The sequence below is a fragment of the Rhizobium sp. LARHSG275 genome, from assembly GCF_052871115.1.
The window spans coordinates 130,336-144,201 of sequence record NZ_JBIXJN010000020.1; the positions used below are offsets into that span (position 1 = coordinate 130,336).

At 61.3% G+C, this 13,866-nt stretch carries 13 protein-coding genes and 1 pseudogene; 4 read left to right on the forward strand and 10 right to left on the reverse strand.

The genetic code is table 11. The features are described 5' to 3' along the window. Window positions 1–55: 55 nt before the first annotated feature. Window positions 56–1,276: an acyltransferase family protein gene (locus ACIPSK_RS25335; RefSeq protein WP_162116847.1), complete on the forward strand. Its 1,221-nt coding sequence runs from the start codon at window positions 56–58 to the stop codon at window positions 1,274–1,276. A 167-nt stretch (window positions 1,277–1,443) separates the two neighbouring features. Further along, complete coding sequence (locus tag ACIPSK_RS25340) at window positions 1,444–2,181, forward strand: sugar transferase (protein WP_162116848.1); 738 nt, start codon at window positions 1,444–1,446, stop codon at window positions 2,179–2,181. Between the two features lie 159 nt (window positions 2,182–2,340). Here ACIPSK_RS25340 and ACIPSK_RS25345 read toward each other — a convergent pair whose 3' ends face one another. From ACIPSK_RS25345 to ACIPSK_RS25380, 8 genes are all read right to left on the reverse strand, one after another. Continuing rightward, a complete protein-coding gene (locus ACIPSK_RS25345; RefSeq protein ID WP_017966277.1) occupies window positions 2,341–2,748 on the reverse strand; it encodes a F0F1 ATP synthase subunit epsilon in 408 nt (135 codons plus the stop codon). Beyond that, window positions 2,748–2,987, reverse strand: a complete 240-nt coding sequence (locus ACIPSK_RS25350) for a hypothetical protein (RefSeq protein WP_003543462.1) — start codon at window positions 2,985–2,987, stop codon at window positions 2,748–2,750. The genes ACIPSK_RS25345 and ACIPSK_RS25350 overlap by 1 nt, the downstream gene beginning before the upstream one ends. Further along, window positions 2,987–4,423 (reverse strand): F0F1 ATP synthase subunit beta, encoded by a 1,437-nt coding sequence (gene atpD, locus ACIPSK_RS25355; protein ID WP_017966276.1) that lies wholly within the window; start codon window positions 4,421–4,423, stop codon window positions 2,987–2,989. The genes ACIPSK_RS25350 and atpD overlap by 1 nt, the downstream gene beginning before the upstream one ends. Window positions 4,424–4,446: 23 nt before the next feature. Further along, on the reverse strand, window positions 4,447–5,331 hold the full coding sequence (locus tag ACIPSK_RS25360) for a F0F1 ATP synthase subunit gamma (protein WP_017966275.1): 885 nt from the start codon (window positions 5,329–5,331) through the stop codon (window positions 4,447–4,449). 28 nt (window positions 5,332–5,359) lie between these two features. Beyond that, the gene (gene atpA, locus ACIPSK_RS25365; protein ID WP_017966274.1) at window positions 5,360–6,889 is read right to left on the reverse strand and encodes a F0F1 ATP synthase subunit alpha; all 1,530 of its coding nucleotides are present in this window, start codon (window positions 6,887–6,889) and stop codon (window positions 5,360–5,362) included. Next, a complete protein-coding gene (locus tag ACIPSK_RS25370) occupies window positions 6,889–7,455 on the reverse strand; it encodes a F0F1 ATP synthase subunit delta (protein ID WP_017966273.1) in 567 nt (188 codons plus the stop codon). The genes atpA and ACIPSK_RS25370 overlap by 1 nt, the downstream gene beginning before the upstream one ends. 255 nt (window positions 7,456–7,710) lie before the next feature. Beyond that, window positions 7,711–8,100 (reverse strand): AGROH133_08824 family phage infection protein, encoded by a 390-nt coding sequence (locus tag ACIPSK_RS25375; RefSeq protein WP_017966272.1) that lies wholly within the window; start codon window positions 8,098–8,100, stop codon window positions 7,711–7,713. A 79-nt stretch (window positions 8,101–8,179) separates the two neighbouring features. Beyond that, the gene (locus tag ACIPSK_RS25380; protein ID WP_162116849.1) at window positions 8,180–10,396 is read right to left on the reverse strand and encodes a primosomal protein N'; all 2,217 of its coding nucleotides are present in this window, start codon (window positions 10,394–10,396) and stop codon (window positions 8,180–8,182) included. Window positions 10,397–10,715: 319 nt separating this feature from the next. Between ACIPSK_RS25380 and ACIPSK_RS25385 the strand changes: the two genes are divergently transcribed. Further along, window positions 10,716–11,648: a dihydrodipicolinate synthase family protein gene (locus ACIPSK_RS25385; protein ID WP_162116850.1), complete on the forward strand. Its 933-nt coding sequence runs from the start codon at window positions 10,716–10,718 to the stop codon at window positions 11,646–11,648. Between the two features lie 69 nt (window positions 11,649–11,717). On the opposite strand, the gene ACIPSK_RS25390 is transcribed toward ACIPSK_RS25385, so the two are convergent. Then, complete coding sequence (locus tag ACIPSK_RS25390) at window positions 11,718–12,668, reverse strand: GNAT family N-acetyltransferase (protein WP_162116851.1); 951 nt, start codon at window positions 12,666–12,668, stop codon at window positions 11,718–11,720. A gap of 139 nt (window positions 12,669–12,807) precedes the next feature. Between ACIPSK_RS25390 and ACIPSK_RS25395 the strand changes: the two genes are divergently transcribed. Next, window positions 12,808–13,743 carry a tyrosine-type recombinase/integrase gene (locus ACIPSK_RS25395; RefSeq protein WP_162116852.1) on the forward strand — a complete coding sequence of 312 codons (936 nt, stop codon included), beginning with the start codon at window positions 12,808–12,810 and terminating at the stop codon, window positions 13,741–13,743. Between the two features lie 6 nt (window positions 13,744–13,749). Here the strand turns inward: ACIPSK_RS25395 and ACIPSK_RS25400 are convergent. Beyond that, window positions 13,750–13,866 (reverse strand): annotated as a pseudogene (locus ACIPSK_RS25400) (IS630 family transposase); the annotation flags it as partial.

Sequence of the window (13,866 nt, forward strand, 5' to 3'; positions counted from 1 at the left end):
TCCGAAAACCGCTCACACTTTTCGGCATCATGCTCTGGGCAGGACGGGGGACAAAATGCGACAACAGGAGAGACTCGCCGGAGCGGACTTTCTGCGCGCGACGGCCTGTCTGCTGGTGCTCGCCCACCACCTCGCGCTGCGGCTGGATATGCGCAGAATCCCCGATGAACTCGGACCGACTGCACACATCCTCCGCTTCGGCAATTTCGGCGTCGCCATCTTCTTCGTGCTCAGCGGCTTTCTTCTTGCCCATCCCTTCTGGCGCGCGCTCGACGCCGGCAGCGCCATGCCGAGCCTCCGGCATTACGCGATCCGCAGGGCGGCGCGCATCTCTCCGGGCTTCTGGTTCGCCGCCACCATCGGCTTCGCCCTCAGCCTGACGCTGCTTGCCCTGCCGCTGACGCCGGAGCTTGCACTCCGCTACGTCTCGGGGCTGCTGTTCATGAGCCAGTGGCATTGGCGCACCTTGTTTCCTGTCGAAGCCGACGGGCCGCTCTGGTCTATCCCCTTCGAGGTCACCAGCTATGTGCTCCTGCCGATCTGCTTTCTCCTGCTGTTCCGTCTGCCCGTCCTGAGGCAGCGCCCGTTGCTTGCCCGCTTCGCCTGGCTTTGCGTCATCGCAACCGTACTTCTCGCCCATGTGCTGATCCTGAGCTTGCTTCCGCTCGACGACATCGGACGCGGCTGGCAGTACGGCCTGCAGGGCGGGGCGAAGGAGTGGATGCCGAGATATAATCCGATCGGCTTCTTTGCCGTCTTCGCGCTCGGCGCGCTTGCCGCGGGCGTCGAGGTCATGCTGCCAACAAGACGCTCCTCCTGGTTCGATGCCGCAACGGCCCTAGCCCTCGCCGTTGCCGGCTACCGCCTCGTGATATCGCCCGGCGGCTCCGCCGAAGCTTACGGTTGGCTCGAAATCCCCTATGGTTTTCCGGTCTTTCCACTGGCGGTCGCAACGGCGCTCGTTTCGCTCAGCCATTCGCAACACCTGGGCAGGCTGCTCGACAACGCTCCAGTCCGCTACATCGCAAAGATCTCATTCGGCATCTATATCTGGCAGGAGATCATCCTGATATTGATTCAGAGGCTCGACTCAGGCTCGTTTGGCGTCTCCTCGGAGAATGTCGTTATCGGCTGGCTGCAATCTTGCGGGCTGGCGGCGGCGCTCATCCTTCTGGTCGCGAGCCTCAGCTACTTCCTGCTGGAAAAGCCGGCGATCGATTTCGGAAACCGGCTGACGTCGCATCAACCCATTCGGGCTACTCCTTTCAAAGTATAAATTTCCCGCAAGCGCAACTACAGGCATTAAGGTTAACGCGAAATACTCCCATTTTTGGCGTCTTTAGGGTTATCAAATTTTTATTTATACCGATGACAAACGATACGTGACCCTGTATCTGTCTCACTGTTGTTCAGTACCGCATCTAAACTTCTGGACCTTGCGTAATGAATGCTTTTACTTCGAAGACGAATTCACGCTTCGATCCGTCTCAGCGTCAGGACAAAACCAAGATCCTGGTTATAGCGAACTCCAACATTCGCCAGCCGGATAGCTTTTCCCCTGTCGAAAGAAAAATGGCGGTGCGGCTGGGTATGAAGCGGTTGATCGACATCGTCGCCTCCGTCAGCGCCCTCATGGTGCTGGCGCCGCTTTTTCTGGCAATCGCGCTTTTCATCAAATTCGACGATGGCGGTCCGGTGTTTTTTCGCCAGATCCGCTGGGGGATGAACGGCCGCAAGATCACAGTCTTCAAGTTCCGGTCGATGCGCGCCGAAGCTTGTGATCCGAGCGGGGTTCAACAGACGGTCAAGGGCGACAGCCGGGTGACCGGCATCGGCGCGGTGCTCCGCAAGACCAATATCGACGAGCTGCCGCAGCTTTTCAACGTCCTCAGGGGTGAGATGTCGCTGGTCGGCCCGCGCTGCCACGCCATCAACATGCGGGCAGCCGGCAAGCTCTACGAGGAACTGGTGCCGGACTACCATCAGCGCCACATCATGCGCCCCGGCATCACCGGTCTTGCGCAGACACGCGGTTGGCGGGGCCCGACGACGCGACCGCTGGAAGCCCGCGCCCGCATCGCCTGCGATATCTATTATGTCAGGAATTTCAGCCTGCTGCTCGACCTGAAGATACTGCTCCGGACAGTCTCCATAGAGCTGCGCGGCGGCACGGGCTTCTGAGAATGATCCGGCATCACCGCCAGAGGTAGGCGGTCCTACGGCGCCGCGCGTCTTAATTTCAGCTCGGCCGATAGCCCTGTTTTCCGCACATCGACACATAAAGGCAGAAACAAAAAAGCGGCCATCGCGGCCGCCTTTTATGGATCTTACCGATTGTAATCAATCCTGTTGAACGACGCCGCGCAAATGCGTCAGTTCCATGATGAAGTGCTCGAGCTTCGACTTGTGCTCGTGCAGTTCGGCATGTTCGAGCTCCTTGCGGGCAGCCTCGATGCGGCGCGTCAGTTCGTCCTTGTGGAGCTCCTCGACTGGAACCGCGGATTCGGCCAGCAATGTACAGCCAGTCGGCAGGACATCGGCGAAACCGCCGAACACTACGTAATCCTGCTTCTTGCCGGAGGCCGAGCGCACGCTCACGACGCCCGGCTTGATCGTCGTCATCGTCGGTGCATGGTTTGCCATGACCGTCATCTCGCCTTCAGTCGCGGGGATAACGACCTCGGTCACCATCTCCGACAGCAGCAGGCGCTCCGGCGAAACGAGCTCAAAGTTGAAATTGTCAGCCATCAGTGACTTACCTTCTCGGCTATGGCTTTCGCATCTTGCAATTTAGTCCCGCAGAACGGGCAGTGCATTATCGCTTGGTCGAGATAACCGAGGCCTTCCTCGCTTTGAACCAGACCCACCACCATCATCAGCACGCCGTTATCGGCGCGATAGACGGTCGGCGCGGCTGGTTCCGGAAGATCCGCCACGACCCCTTTCAGGGAGTCGCAGCAGAATATCTCGTCTAGCGCATCGCTCATTAAGCAGCTGCGAGCTTCTTGGCCTTTTCGACCGCTTCTTCCATCGAGCCGACCATGTAAAAGGCGGCTTCCGGCAGGTGATCGTATTCGCCGTTGACGAGGCCCTTGAAGCCCTTGATCGTGTCTTCGAGAGCAACCAGCTTGCCCGGCGAGCCGGTGAAGACTTCAGCGACGAAGAACGGCTGCGACAGGAAGCGCTCGATCTTGCGGGCGCGGGCGACAGCAATCTTATCCTCTTCGGACAGTTCGTCCATACCAAGGATGGCGATGATGTCCTGGAGGGCCTTGTAGCGCTGCAGCGTCGACTGGACCTTACGGGCGACGTCGTAATGCTCTTCGCCAACGACCATCGGGTCGAGCATGCGCGACGTGGAGTCGAGCGGATCGACGGCCGGGTAGATGCCTTTTTCAGCGATCGAGCGCGACAAAACCGTCGTTGCGTCAAGGTGAGCGAACGAGGTTGCCGGCGCCGGGTCGGTCAAGTCGTCGGCCGGAACGTAAATGGCCTGGACCGAGGTGATCGAGCCGGTCGTCGTCGTGGTGATGCGCTCCTGCATCTGGCCCATGTCGGTTGCAAGCGTCGGCTGATAACCGACGGCAGACGGGATGCGGCCGAGCAGAGCCGACACTTCGGAACCTGCCTGCGTGAAGCGGAAGATGTTGTCGACGAAGAACAGAACGTCCTGGCCCTGGTCGCGGAAGTGTTCGGCGACCGTCAGGCCGGTCAGGGCGACGCGGGCGCGGGCGCCCGGCGGTTCGTTCATCTGACCGTAAACCAGCGCGGCCTTCGAGCCCTCGCCGCCGCCATGCTTGTTGACGTTCGATTCGATCATTTCGTGGTAGAGATCGTTGCCTTCGCGGGTGCGTTCACCGACGCCCGCAAAAACCGAGTAACCACCATGCGCCTTGGCGACGTTGTTGATCAGCTCCATGATCAGAACCGTCTTGCCAACGCCGGCGCCGCCGAAGAGGCCGATCTTGCCGCCGCGTGCATAGGGAGCCAGAAGGTCGACGACCTTGATGCCGGTGACCAGAATCTGCGATTCCGTCGACTGCTCGACATAGGACGGTGCATCCTGGTGGATGGCGCGCTTGTGAGCGGTGACCAGCGGACCGGCTTCGTCGACCGGCTCACCGATGACGTTCATGATGCGGCCGAGCGTCTCGTTGCCGACCGGAACCATGATCGGAGCGCCGGTATCGGCGACTTCCTGGCCGCGGACGAGACCTTCGCTCGAGTCCATCGCGATGGTACGGACGACGTTTTCGCCAAGGTGCTGCGCAACTTCGAGAACCAGGCGGTTGCCGTTGTTGGTGGTTTCCAGCGCGTTCAGGATCTTCGGCAGTTCGCCTTCGAAAGCAACGTCGACGACGGCGCCGATAACCTGGGTGACTCTGCCGACAGAGCCGATCTTGGGGGTAGCTGCCTCAGCCATTTTCTGACCCTCTTTTCCTAGCCTCAGAGCGCTTCCGCGCCCGAAATGATTTCAATGAGTTCCTTGGTGATCTGCGCCTGACGCTGGCGGTTGTAGCTCAGCGTCAGCTTGTTGATCATCTCACCGGCATTACGCGTCGCATTGTCCATAGCGCTCATCTTGGCGCCCATCTCGCCCGCAACGTTCTCGAGGAGCGCGCGGAAGACCTGGACGGAGATGTTGCGCGGGATCAGATCTTCGAGGATCGATGCCGGATCCGGCTCGTATTCGTAGACGGCGCCTGCATGGGCGGCATCTTCGGCCTGCACAGCTCCCGCCGAAGCCGGGATGAGCCGCTGCGCCGTCGGAATCTGGCTGATCACCGACTTGAACTCGGAATAGAACAGAGTGCAGACGTCGAACTCACCGGCAGCATACATCTCGATGATGCGCTTGCCGATCTGGTCGGCATTCTCGAAACCGACGCGCTTGACGTCGCGCAATTCCTTGCGCTCGATGATCAGCGACGCAAATTCGCGGCGAAGGATGTCGTAACCCTTCTTGCCGACGGTGAAGATCTTCACCGTCTTGCCTTCGGCAAGCAGCTTGCGGACATGTTCGCGTGCAAAGCGTGCGATCTGCGAGTTGAAACCGCCACAAAGACCACGTTCGGCGGTGCAGACCACCAGCAGATGGACTTTGTCCTGGCCGGTGCCGGTCATCAGCGTCGGCGCACCGTCGGCATCGGCGACGGCCTTGGCGATATTCGCCAGAACCGCACCCATGCGCTGCGAGTAAGGCCGGGCGGCCTCGGCCGCCTCCTGCGCACGCCGAAGCTTCGCCGCGGCGACCATTTTCATCGCCTTGGTGATCTTCTGCGTCGCCTTGACGGAGGCGATCCGGTTTTTCAGATCCTTAAGTGAAGGCATCCGTGATCCGTCCTAACTTAGGGCCTGATTACGAGAAAGACTTTGCGAAGCTATCGAGAGCAGCGGTGAGCTTGCCCTTGGTATCGTCGCTGATTGCCTTTTCCGTGCGGATCGCGTCGAGGATGGCGGAGCCTTCCGAACGCAGATATGAGAGGAAGCCCTGCTCGAACTTGCCGACCGAAGCGACCGGCAGCTTGTCGAGATAGCCGTTGACGCCTGCAAAGATCACGGCGACCTGCTCTTCCGTCTTCAGCGGCGAGAACTGCGGCTGCTTCAGGAGTTCGGTCAGGCGCGCACCGCGGTTCAGCAGGCGCTGCGTCGCAGCGTCGAGGTCCGAACCGAACTGGGCGAAGGCGGCCATTTCGCGATACTGGGCAAGCTCGCCCTTGATCGAGCCGGCAACCTGCTTCATCGCCTTGATCTGTGCCGAGGAGCCGACGCGCGAAACCGACAGACCGACGTTCACAGCCGGGCGGATACCCTGGTAGAACAGGTCGGTTTCGAGGAAGATCTGGCCGTCGGTGATCGAGATCACGTTGGTCGGAATGAAGGCCGAGACGTCGTTGCCCTGCGTTTCGATGACCGGCAGAGCGGTCAGCGAACCGGCGCCCTTGTCGTCGTTCATCTTCGCAGCGCGCTCGAGCAGGCGCGAGTGCAGATAGAAAACATCGCCCGGATAGGCTTCGCGGCCCGGCGGGCGGCGCAGCAGCAGCGACATCTGGCGGTAGGACACGGCCTGCTTGGACAGGTCGTCGTAACCGATCAGCGCATGCATGCCGTTGTCACGGAAATATTCGCCCATGGCGCAGCCGGCAAACGGCGCCAGGTACTGCATCGGCGCCGGATCGGAAGCGGTGGCGGCGACGATGATCGAATATTTCAGCGCGCCGCGCTCTTCGAGCACCTTGACGAACTGGGCGACAGTCGAACGCTTCTGGCCGATGGCGACGTAGACGCAGTAAAGCTTTTCGCCTTCCGGACCGTTTTCGTGAATGGCCTTCTGGTTGAGGAAGGCATCGAGAAGAATGGCGGTCTTGCCGGTCTGGCGGTCGCCGATGACCAGCTCGCGCTGGCCGCGGCCGACCGGGATCAGCGCGTCGATGGCCTTGAGGCCGGTCGACATCGGCTCATGAACCGACTTGCGCGGAATGATGCCGGGAGCCTTGACATCGACGCGCGAACGGCGCGTCGCGTTGATCGGGCCCTTGCCGTCGATCGGATTGCCGAGCGCGTCGACGACGCGGCCGAGCAGCTCCGGACCAACCGGAACGTCAACGATGGCGCCGGTCCGCTTGACGGTGTCGCCTTCCTTGATGTCACGGTCGGAGCCGAAGATGACGACGCCGACATTGTCGGATTCGAGGTTCAGAGCCATGCCGCGGATGCCGCCCGGGAACTCGACCATTTCACCGGCCTGGACATTGTCCAGACCGTAGACACGAGCGATACCGTCACCGACGGAGAGAACCTGGCCGACTTCCGAGACTTCTGCCTCTTTGCCGAAATTTTTAATCTGGTCTTTGAGAATTGCGGAAATTTCCGCGGCGCGGATATCCATCAGCCAACCTCTTTCAATGCGAGCTTAAGGGTAGAGAGTTTGGTACGAAGAGACGTATCAATCTGACGGGACCCGACCTTAACGATCAGACCACCAAGAATTGACGGATCAACCGTGACGGCAATCGTCACGTCTTTGCCGGTAACGCTCTTGAGTGCCACCTTCAATTCGGTTTCCTGCGCTTGCGAAAGCGCATGCGCCGAGGTGACCTCGGCGGAGATTTCACCGCGATGGTTCGCGGCGATGATGCGGAAGGCCTTGATCATGCCCGGTAGGGCAAACAGGCGGCGGTTGCGCGCCACGACCTTCAGGAAATTGGCGAAGAAACCGCTGATGCCGGCCTTCTCGCTGATGGCGACGATCGCCTTCAGCTGGTCTTCAGCTGAGAAAACCGGGCTTGCGACGAAGCGCTTCAGATCGGCGCTCTCATCCAGCATCGCCTGGAAACGGTCGAGATCGGCGGTGACGCTGTCGACGGCGCCCTGCTCGAGCGCCAGTTCGAAAAGCGACGAGGCATAGCGTTCTGCAACACCAGAAGTAAGCTGGGACGTGTCTGCCACTGGCACAAATTTCCCTGATTTCAACCCAAAATCCGGCTCTCGGCGGGCGCCGAACCTATGATCTTGAATTCGTTTTGATTTCCCCCAGAAATCACAAGAGAAGCCTCTTGCTTCTTCCGAAATTCGGGGTCCGTCTAACATAGGATGTTCGGACTCGCAACACGCGTAATGCCTGAATACGCCTTTCGCATGAATTTCTGTCTGCAAAATCGCGCAATGGCCTGAAAGCAGGCCAAACAAGCCATCTGCCGGCAGCGAGAGTCACGTCTGGATGAAGCCGAAAACGTAGAGCAGCGGTAGCGCCGCCAAGGCGATCTGCACAACCAGGAGTAAATAGTTGACGAGATTACTCCCCTTATCGGACAGGATCGAGATGACACGGGCAAAGGCTGCCATCGCGAAGGAGGCGCCGAGCGCCATGTAGATCCAGTCCTGGGCGAGCATGATCGCCGACAGCCCGAAGCCGAGATAGAAACCGCCCATCGAGCGCCCCTCGCCGAAGCCTTCCGGCCGCCCCTCCTGCGCCTGCAGACCCAGAAGACGGAAAGTATGGCCCGGCGCGAACATCATGATGAAACCGGCGAGCGCCGTGAAAGCGGCGGAACAAAAGGCAAGCTGCTCGCCAAACTCCGTCGGAAAATAAAACTCCATGCGTCAGCCCCAAATCACCCGGATGAATCAGTGTTTTATGGCATGGGCCGAAAAAGGAGGGAATGGCGGCGCCATTCATTTAGAGAAAACTCTGCGGATCGATATCCAGCTGCACCTGCACCGATCCGCGCTCCTTGGGCGATTGCGACAGCAGTGCCCGCAGGAATCCCTGCATGTCCGAGTTCCGCCGGCCGTGCACCAGAAGACGGAAGCGGTGGCGGCCGCGCACCAGCGCGAGCGGCGCTTCGGCCGGACCGAGCACCGAGATGCCCGAAACCTGCGGAGCGGCGTTGCGCATGCCGCGCGCATGGTTTTCGGCGTCGTGGCGAGTTTCGGCCGAGACGATGATCGATGCCAGCCTGCCGAAGGGCGGCAATAGGGCGCGTTCGCGTTCGGTGATCTCGCGCTCGTAGAAGGCGTCGGAATCGCCGGAGACAATTGCCTGCATGACAGGATGCTGCGGCTGGTAGGTCTGCAGCAGCCCGTGACTCTCGAGGCCGGTGCGCCCGGCCCGGCCCGTCACCTGCGACAAGAGCTGGAAGGTGCGTTCGGCCGCGCGCGGGTCGCCATTGGCAAGGCCGAGATCGGCATCGACGATTCCGACCAGCGTCATCAGCGGAAAATTGTGCCCCTTGGCCACGAGCTGAGTGCCGATGACGATATCGGCTTCGCCCTTGGCGATCGCTTCCAGCTCCAGCCGCAGCCGCTTCACCCCGCCCATGATATCCGAGGAGAGAACGATCGTCCGCGCCTCCGGGAAATGCCGTTCCACCTCCTCGGCGATGCGCTCGACGCCTGGCCCGCAGGCGACGAGATGGTCGAGCGTGCCGCATTCCGGGCAGGCCTCCGGCGTGCGCTCGGCATGGCCGCATTGATGGCATTGCAGCTGCTTACGGAAACGATGCTCCACCAGCCAGCTCGAACATTGCGGGCATTGGAACCGGTGGCCGCAGACCCGGCAGAGCGTCAGCGGCGCATAACCGCGCCGATTGAGAAAGAGCAGCGCCTGTTCGCGCTTTTCCACAGTCTTGCCGATCGCCCGGATCAGCACCGGCGACAGGAAGCCGCCCCGCTCCGGCGCATGCCGGCGCATATCGATGAGATGCAGGTCCGGCATTGCTGCATCGCCGAAACGCGTCGGCAGGTGAACGGTGCTGTAGCGCCCGCTCTGGCCGTTGACCTGGCTTTCGACCGACGGCGTCGCCGACACCAGAATGACCGGAAAATCGCCGATGCGGCCGCGCACGACAGCCATATCGCGAGCATTGTAGAAGACGCGATCCTCCTGCTTGTAAGCGGGATCGTGTTCCTCGTCGACGATGATCAGGCCGAGATCCTCGAAGGGCAGGAAGAGCGCCGAGCGCGCGCCCGCCACCACCCGCACTTCGCCGGTCACCGCCTGACGCCAGACCTTTTCGCGCATGCGCGGCGCAAGATCGGAATGCCATTCGGCCGGCTTTGCCCCGAAGCGGTCCTGGAAGCGCTCCATGAAACTGGACGTCAGCGCGATCTCCGGCAGCAGGATCAGCACCTGCTTGCCGCGTTTCAGCGTTTCGGCAATCGCCTCGAAATAAACCTCGGTCTTGCCGGAGCCGGTCACCCCGTCGATCAGCGACACCGAAAATTCGCCCTTGCGGACGTCGGAAACGATCTCTTCGGCCGCCTGCTTCTGCGGCCCTTCGAGACGTGCGGCGGCAAAATTCGGATCGGGCATCGCCACCACCGGCGGCGGCGGCAGGAAGATCGTCTCGAAGATGCCGAGCGTGATCAGCCCGTCGACGACACTCGTCGAGACACCCGCCGCATGCGCAAGGCCGCTGCGTGTCCAGGAAAAGCCGTCGGAGGCCGTATCGAGCACCCGGGCGCGCGCCGGCGTCATCCGCTCCGGTTCGCCGCCGACGAGCTTCAAGCCCTCCACCATCGGTTCCGGCTCGAAGGCGTTCGGTGCCCGCAGCGCCATGCGCGCGACCAGGCCGGGCGGCGAGAGCGTATAGGTCGCCACCCAATCGATGAAATCCCGCATCTCCCTGGCAAGCGGCGGGCAGTCGAAGACATGGCTGATCGGCCGAAGCTTCTTCGGATCGACGCCGTCCTCGCCGCCGTCCCAGACGACGCCGATCACCTGCCGCGGACCGAGCGGCACCTGCACGACCGAGCCGGGCTCGACCGCCATGCCATCCGGCACCGAATAGGAATAGGGTTTCGGCGCCGGCATCGGCACCAGCACCGGAACCGTTCGGTTCGCGGGCGGTGCCTCGAAAAGCGCGCCAAAGAGATCGGACGAATCTGTGCTCATCGCGTGGGACCATGCCCGCAAATCGATGCAATTGGAACCGTAAAGACGAAGCGATGGGTTCCGCGTCATAGCGACGATTTAAAGATCCGAGCCCGGCTATAATGCAGCGAATTTGTCTCAGCTCTGTAGGTCAAGCCCTTGTGCATGATCACCCCGCGGTTGCAAATGGAGTATGGGGTCGCATGGGGGACGGCATGCCCGATGACGCCGAGTTGATCGAGACCATGCTGGCCGCCATCGACGATCGGACGATCGCCGAAAAGATTTTTGTTCGAGATGCCGAAGCGCTGTTCTTCGGCCGCTGAATTGGAGAGCACCAATGGCCAGACTGACTGAAGATGCCAAGGGCGTCTATGTGATCGCCGTAACCCCCTTCACCGATGACGGCGCGCTCGATCTCGCCAGTATCAACAGCATGGTCGATTTTTACGAAGGCGCCGGCGTCACCGGCCTGACGGTGCTTGGCCAGCTCGGAGAAGCCCCGAAGCTGACCGCCGAGGAATCGCGGATAGTCGTCGAACGGGTGCTGAAGCGACTCGACGGCCGCCTCCCCGTCATCGTCGGCGTTTCGGCGCCAGGGCTTGCGCCGATGCGCGAACTCGCCGAAGCCGTCATGGGCGAGGGTGCGGCCGGCGTTATGGTCGCGCCGCCCTGGACCGTCAAGACCGACGATCAGGCTTTCGCCTTCTATCAGTCGGTCGGCGAGGCCCTCGGCGATACGCCCTTCGTGCTGCAGGATTATCCGCTCACCACCAATGTGACGATCGCGCCCAAGGTCATCGAGCGCATCGTCAACGAGGTGCACAATTGCGTCATGCTTAAGCATGAGGATTGGCCGGGTCTGTCGAAGATCTCGGCACTTCGCGCCGCCAGCGACAGGGGCGCCATGCGACGCATCTCGATCCTCTGCGGCAATGGCGGGCTTTTCCTGCCCGAAGAGATGGGCCGGGGCGCCGATGGCGCCATGACCGGCTTTTGTTATCCGGAGATGATGGTTGGCGTCGTCGAGGCCTATGCCGCCGGAAATCCCGATCGCGCCCATGCGATCTTCGATGCCTATCTGCCGCTCGCCCGCTACGAACAGCAGCAGGGCATCGGTCTCGCCTCGCGCAAATATGTGCTTGCCAAGCGCGGCGTGATCAAGTCCGCCACCCTGCGCAAGCCAGGCGCCAAGCTCTCGGCGCTCGATATTGCCGATGTCGAGCGCTTGCTGGCGCGCCAGGCCATCCGCCTCAAGGAGATCGGGGCGTGATGCACCGGCGCAAATCCGAAGCCGCTGGATCAGCGCTGCGGATATCGATCGTCATGGCAATGCCGGTGGTTAGATGGCAGGAACCGGAATTTCGCGGCGCGTCGGCGCAATCGGCAGGCCGATCGGCGCGAAACTCGCGTCACCATTTCTCGCCATGTCGTGTACCGTATGTTTCTCCAGCGCCTTTGTCACCTCGTTGAGGTCGCCGTCCAGCTGTTCGGCCGGAATGAGTTTGCCGATGACGAAATCGAAGCGGTCGCCGCGTTTGTTCAGCAGTTCATGAAAGACCGTCATGTCGCGAAGCTCCGTCGACCATTTCGCCAGCCAGTAGAACAGGCCGGAATTGCGTGCCGTCACATGGACGGGAAGGATCGGAAGATTGTATTTGCGCGCCAGCCCGACGGCCGAGGTCTTCCACGGACGTTCGTTCAGCCGGCCGTTCGCCCAATAGGCGATGCGGCCTGAGGGAAAGAGCACTGTCGCCTTGCCTTCCCTGACCGCATGGTTGGTCAGCTGCAGCGTTTCGCGCGCCTTCGGCTTGCTCTTATGCTCCTCCCGCCATTCGACGGGAATGATCATCTCGGCAAACCGTGGATTGACGCGGATGGCATCGCGATTGGCAAAGAACATCATGTCCGGCCGGCGCGCTTTCAACAGATCGAACACGGCAACGCCGTCGGCGATGCCGGTCGGATGGTTGCTGACGAGGATGAAGCCGCCGGTATCGGGAATGCGTTCGCCGTTGGTGATACCGATGTCAAGTTTCAGCATGTCGCTCATATATTCGAACGACTGGAAGCCCGGCATTTTGGCGACCGCATTGGCGAATTCGAGCGCCTTGTTGTAGCGCAGCAGCGTATAGAGGAACGGCCGCATGAGCGGCCAGAGCGGATTTTTCACGATCCTCTGGCCGCGTTCGGCAATCAGCGTATCGACGATATGACCGGGCTTTCCCTGTGAAACGAGAGCGATCGCTTCCGCGAGCTGTCCGAAAGCCGTCATGGAATCGCGCCGTGCCATGAAAGATCCTGTTTATGGGGTATAAGCTATCGCAGTACAATATGATCGAAGGATGACAAAGGCTTGGCCGGCATTAGCAATTCCATAACTGTTCCTGCTCCAAATTGGCGGACTTGAAGGCAAAATCAAGGCCCGCAACGTGAACGAACTGCTTGTTATCGCCGATCAGCGCCTGATGGCGGAACGGGCCGCGTGGCTCGAAAACCTCGCCAGGGAGCGCCGTCTTTCCGAGCATACTCTCGACGCCTACGAGCGCGATACCCGCCAGTTTCTGACCTTTCTGACCGGCCATCTCGCCGGCCCGGCGACGCTCGGCGATATCAGGGAGTTACGCCCCGCCGATTTCCGCGCCTTCCTGGCGGCCCGGCGCAAGCAGGGCTCCGGCGCCCGATCGCTTGGCCGCAATCTCGCCGGTCTTCGCTCACTGCTGCGCCATCTCGAAAAGAGAGGCCTGGTCAACGCCGCCGGTGCTGCCGCGGTGCGCTCGCCGAAACAACCGAAATCGCTGCCCAAGCCGCTGTCGGACACCCAGGCGATCACCGTCGTCAGCGATGAGGCCCAGCTCCATGACGAGCCCTGGATTGCAGCACGCGACGCGGCGGTCATGACGCTGCTCTACGGCTGCGGCCTGCGCATCTCCGAGGCGCTGGATCTTACGCCCGCCGACCTGCAGAAGGGCGCGACGACTCTGCGCATCACCGGCAAGGGCAAAAAGACGCGGCTGGTACCGCTGCTCTCCGTGGTTTTCGACGCCGTCGAGAAATACCGCACGCTCTGCCCATATCATCTCGAAAGCGGCGAGCCGCTGTTTCGCGGCGCCCGCGGCGGCAAGCTGCAAGCGGCAATCATCCAGCGGACCATGCAGAAGATGCGCAGCGCCTTCGGCCTGCCGGAAACGGCGACACCGCATGCATTGCGCCACTCCTTTGCCACCCACCTGCTGGCCGGCGGTGGTGATCTGCGCACCATCCAGGAATTACTCGGCCATGCCAGTCTTTCCACAACGCAGGTCTATACCGGCGTCGATGCATCGCGGCTGCTCGAGGTGTATGATCGGGCGCATCCGCGCGCCTAGAGCGGTTCATGTTTTGACTGAAGCGTATCCTGCATTGCGGAAGTAGTTTTCGCATTCGTCTGGTTTGATGGTTTCGACGAGGTGCCCGAGATGGCGCCATGTATCCTCGCTGGTTCGCTTTTG

Bases quoted from the DNA above. Each gene is read 5' to 3' on its own strand.
- ACIPSK_RS25390 (WP_162116851.1), bottom strand. From the start codon at position 12,668: ATGGCACGGCGCGATTCCATGACGGCTTTCGGACAGCTCGCGGAAGCG.
- ACIPSK_RS25360 (WP_017966275.1), bottom strand. From the start codon at position 5,331: ATGCCTTCACTTAAGGATCTGAAAAACCGGATCGCCTCCGTCAAGGCG.
- ACIPSK_RS25380 (WP_162116849.1), bottom strand. From the start codon at position 10,396: ATGAGCACAGATTCGTCCGATCTCTTTGGCGCGCTTTTCGAGGCACCG.
- ACIPSK_RS25385 (WP_162116850.1), top strand. From the start codon at position 10,716: ATGGCCAGACTGACTGAAGATGCCAAGGGCGTCTATGTGATCGCCGTA.
- ACIPSK_RS25340 (WP_162116848.1), top strand. From the start codon at position 1,444: ATGAATGCTTTTACTTCGAAGACGAATTCACGCTTCGATCCGTCTCAG.
- atpD (WP_017966276.1), bottom strand. From the start codon at position 4,423: ATGGCTGAGGCAGCTACCCCCAAGATCGGCTCTGTCGGCAGAGTCACC.
- ACIPSK_RS25345 (WP_017966277.1), bottom strand. From the start codon at position 2,748: ATGGCTGACAATTTCAACTTTGAGCTCGTTTCGCCGGAGCGCCTGCTG.
- ACIPSK_RS25335 (WP_162116847.1), top strand. From the start codon at position 56: ATGCGACAACAGGAGAGACTCGCCGGAGCGGACTTTCTGCGCGCGACG.
- atpA (WP_017966274.1), bottom strand. From the start codon at position 6,889: ATGGATATCCGCGCCGCGGAAATTTCCGCAATTCTCAAAGACCAGATT.
- ACIPSK_RS25375 (WP_017966272.1), bottom strand. From the start codon at position 8,100: ATGGAGTTTTATTTTCCGACGGAGTTTGGCGAGCAGCTTGCCTTTTGT.
- ACIPSK_RS25350 (WP_003543462.1), bottom strand. From the start codon at position 2,987: ATGAGCGATGCGCTAGACGAGATATTCTGCTGCGACTCCCTGAAAGGG.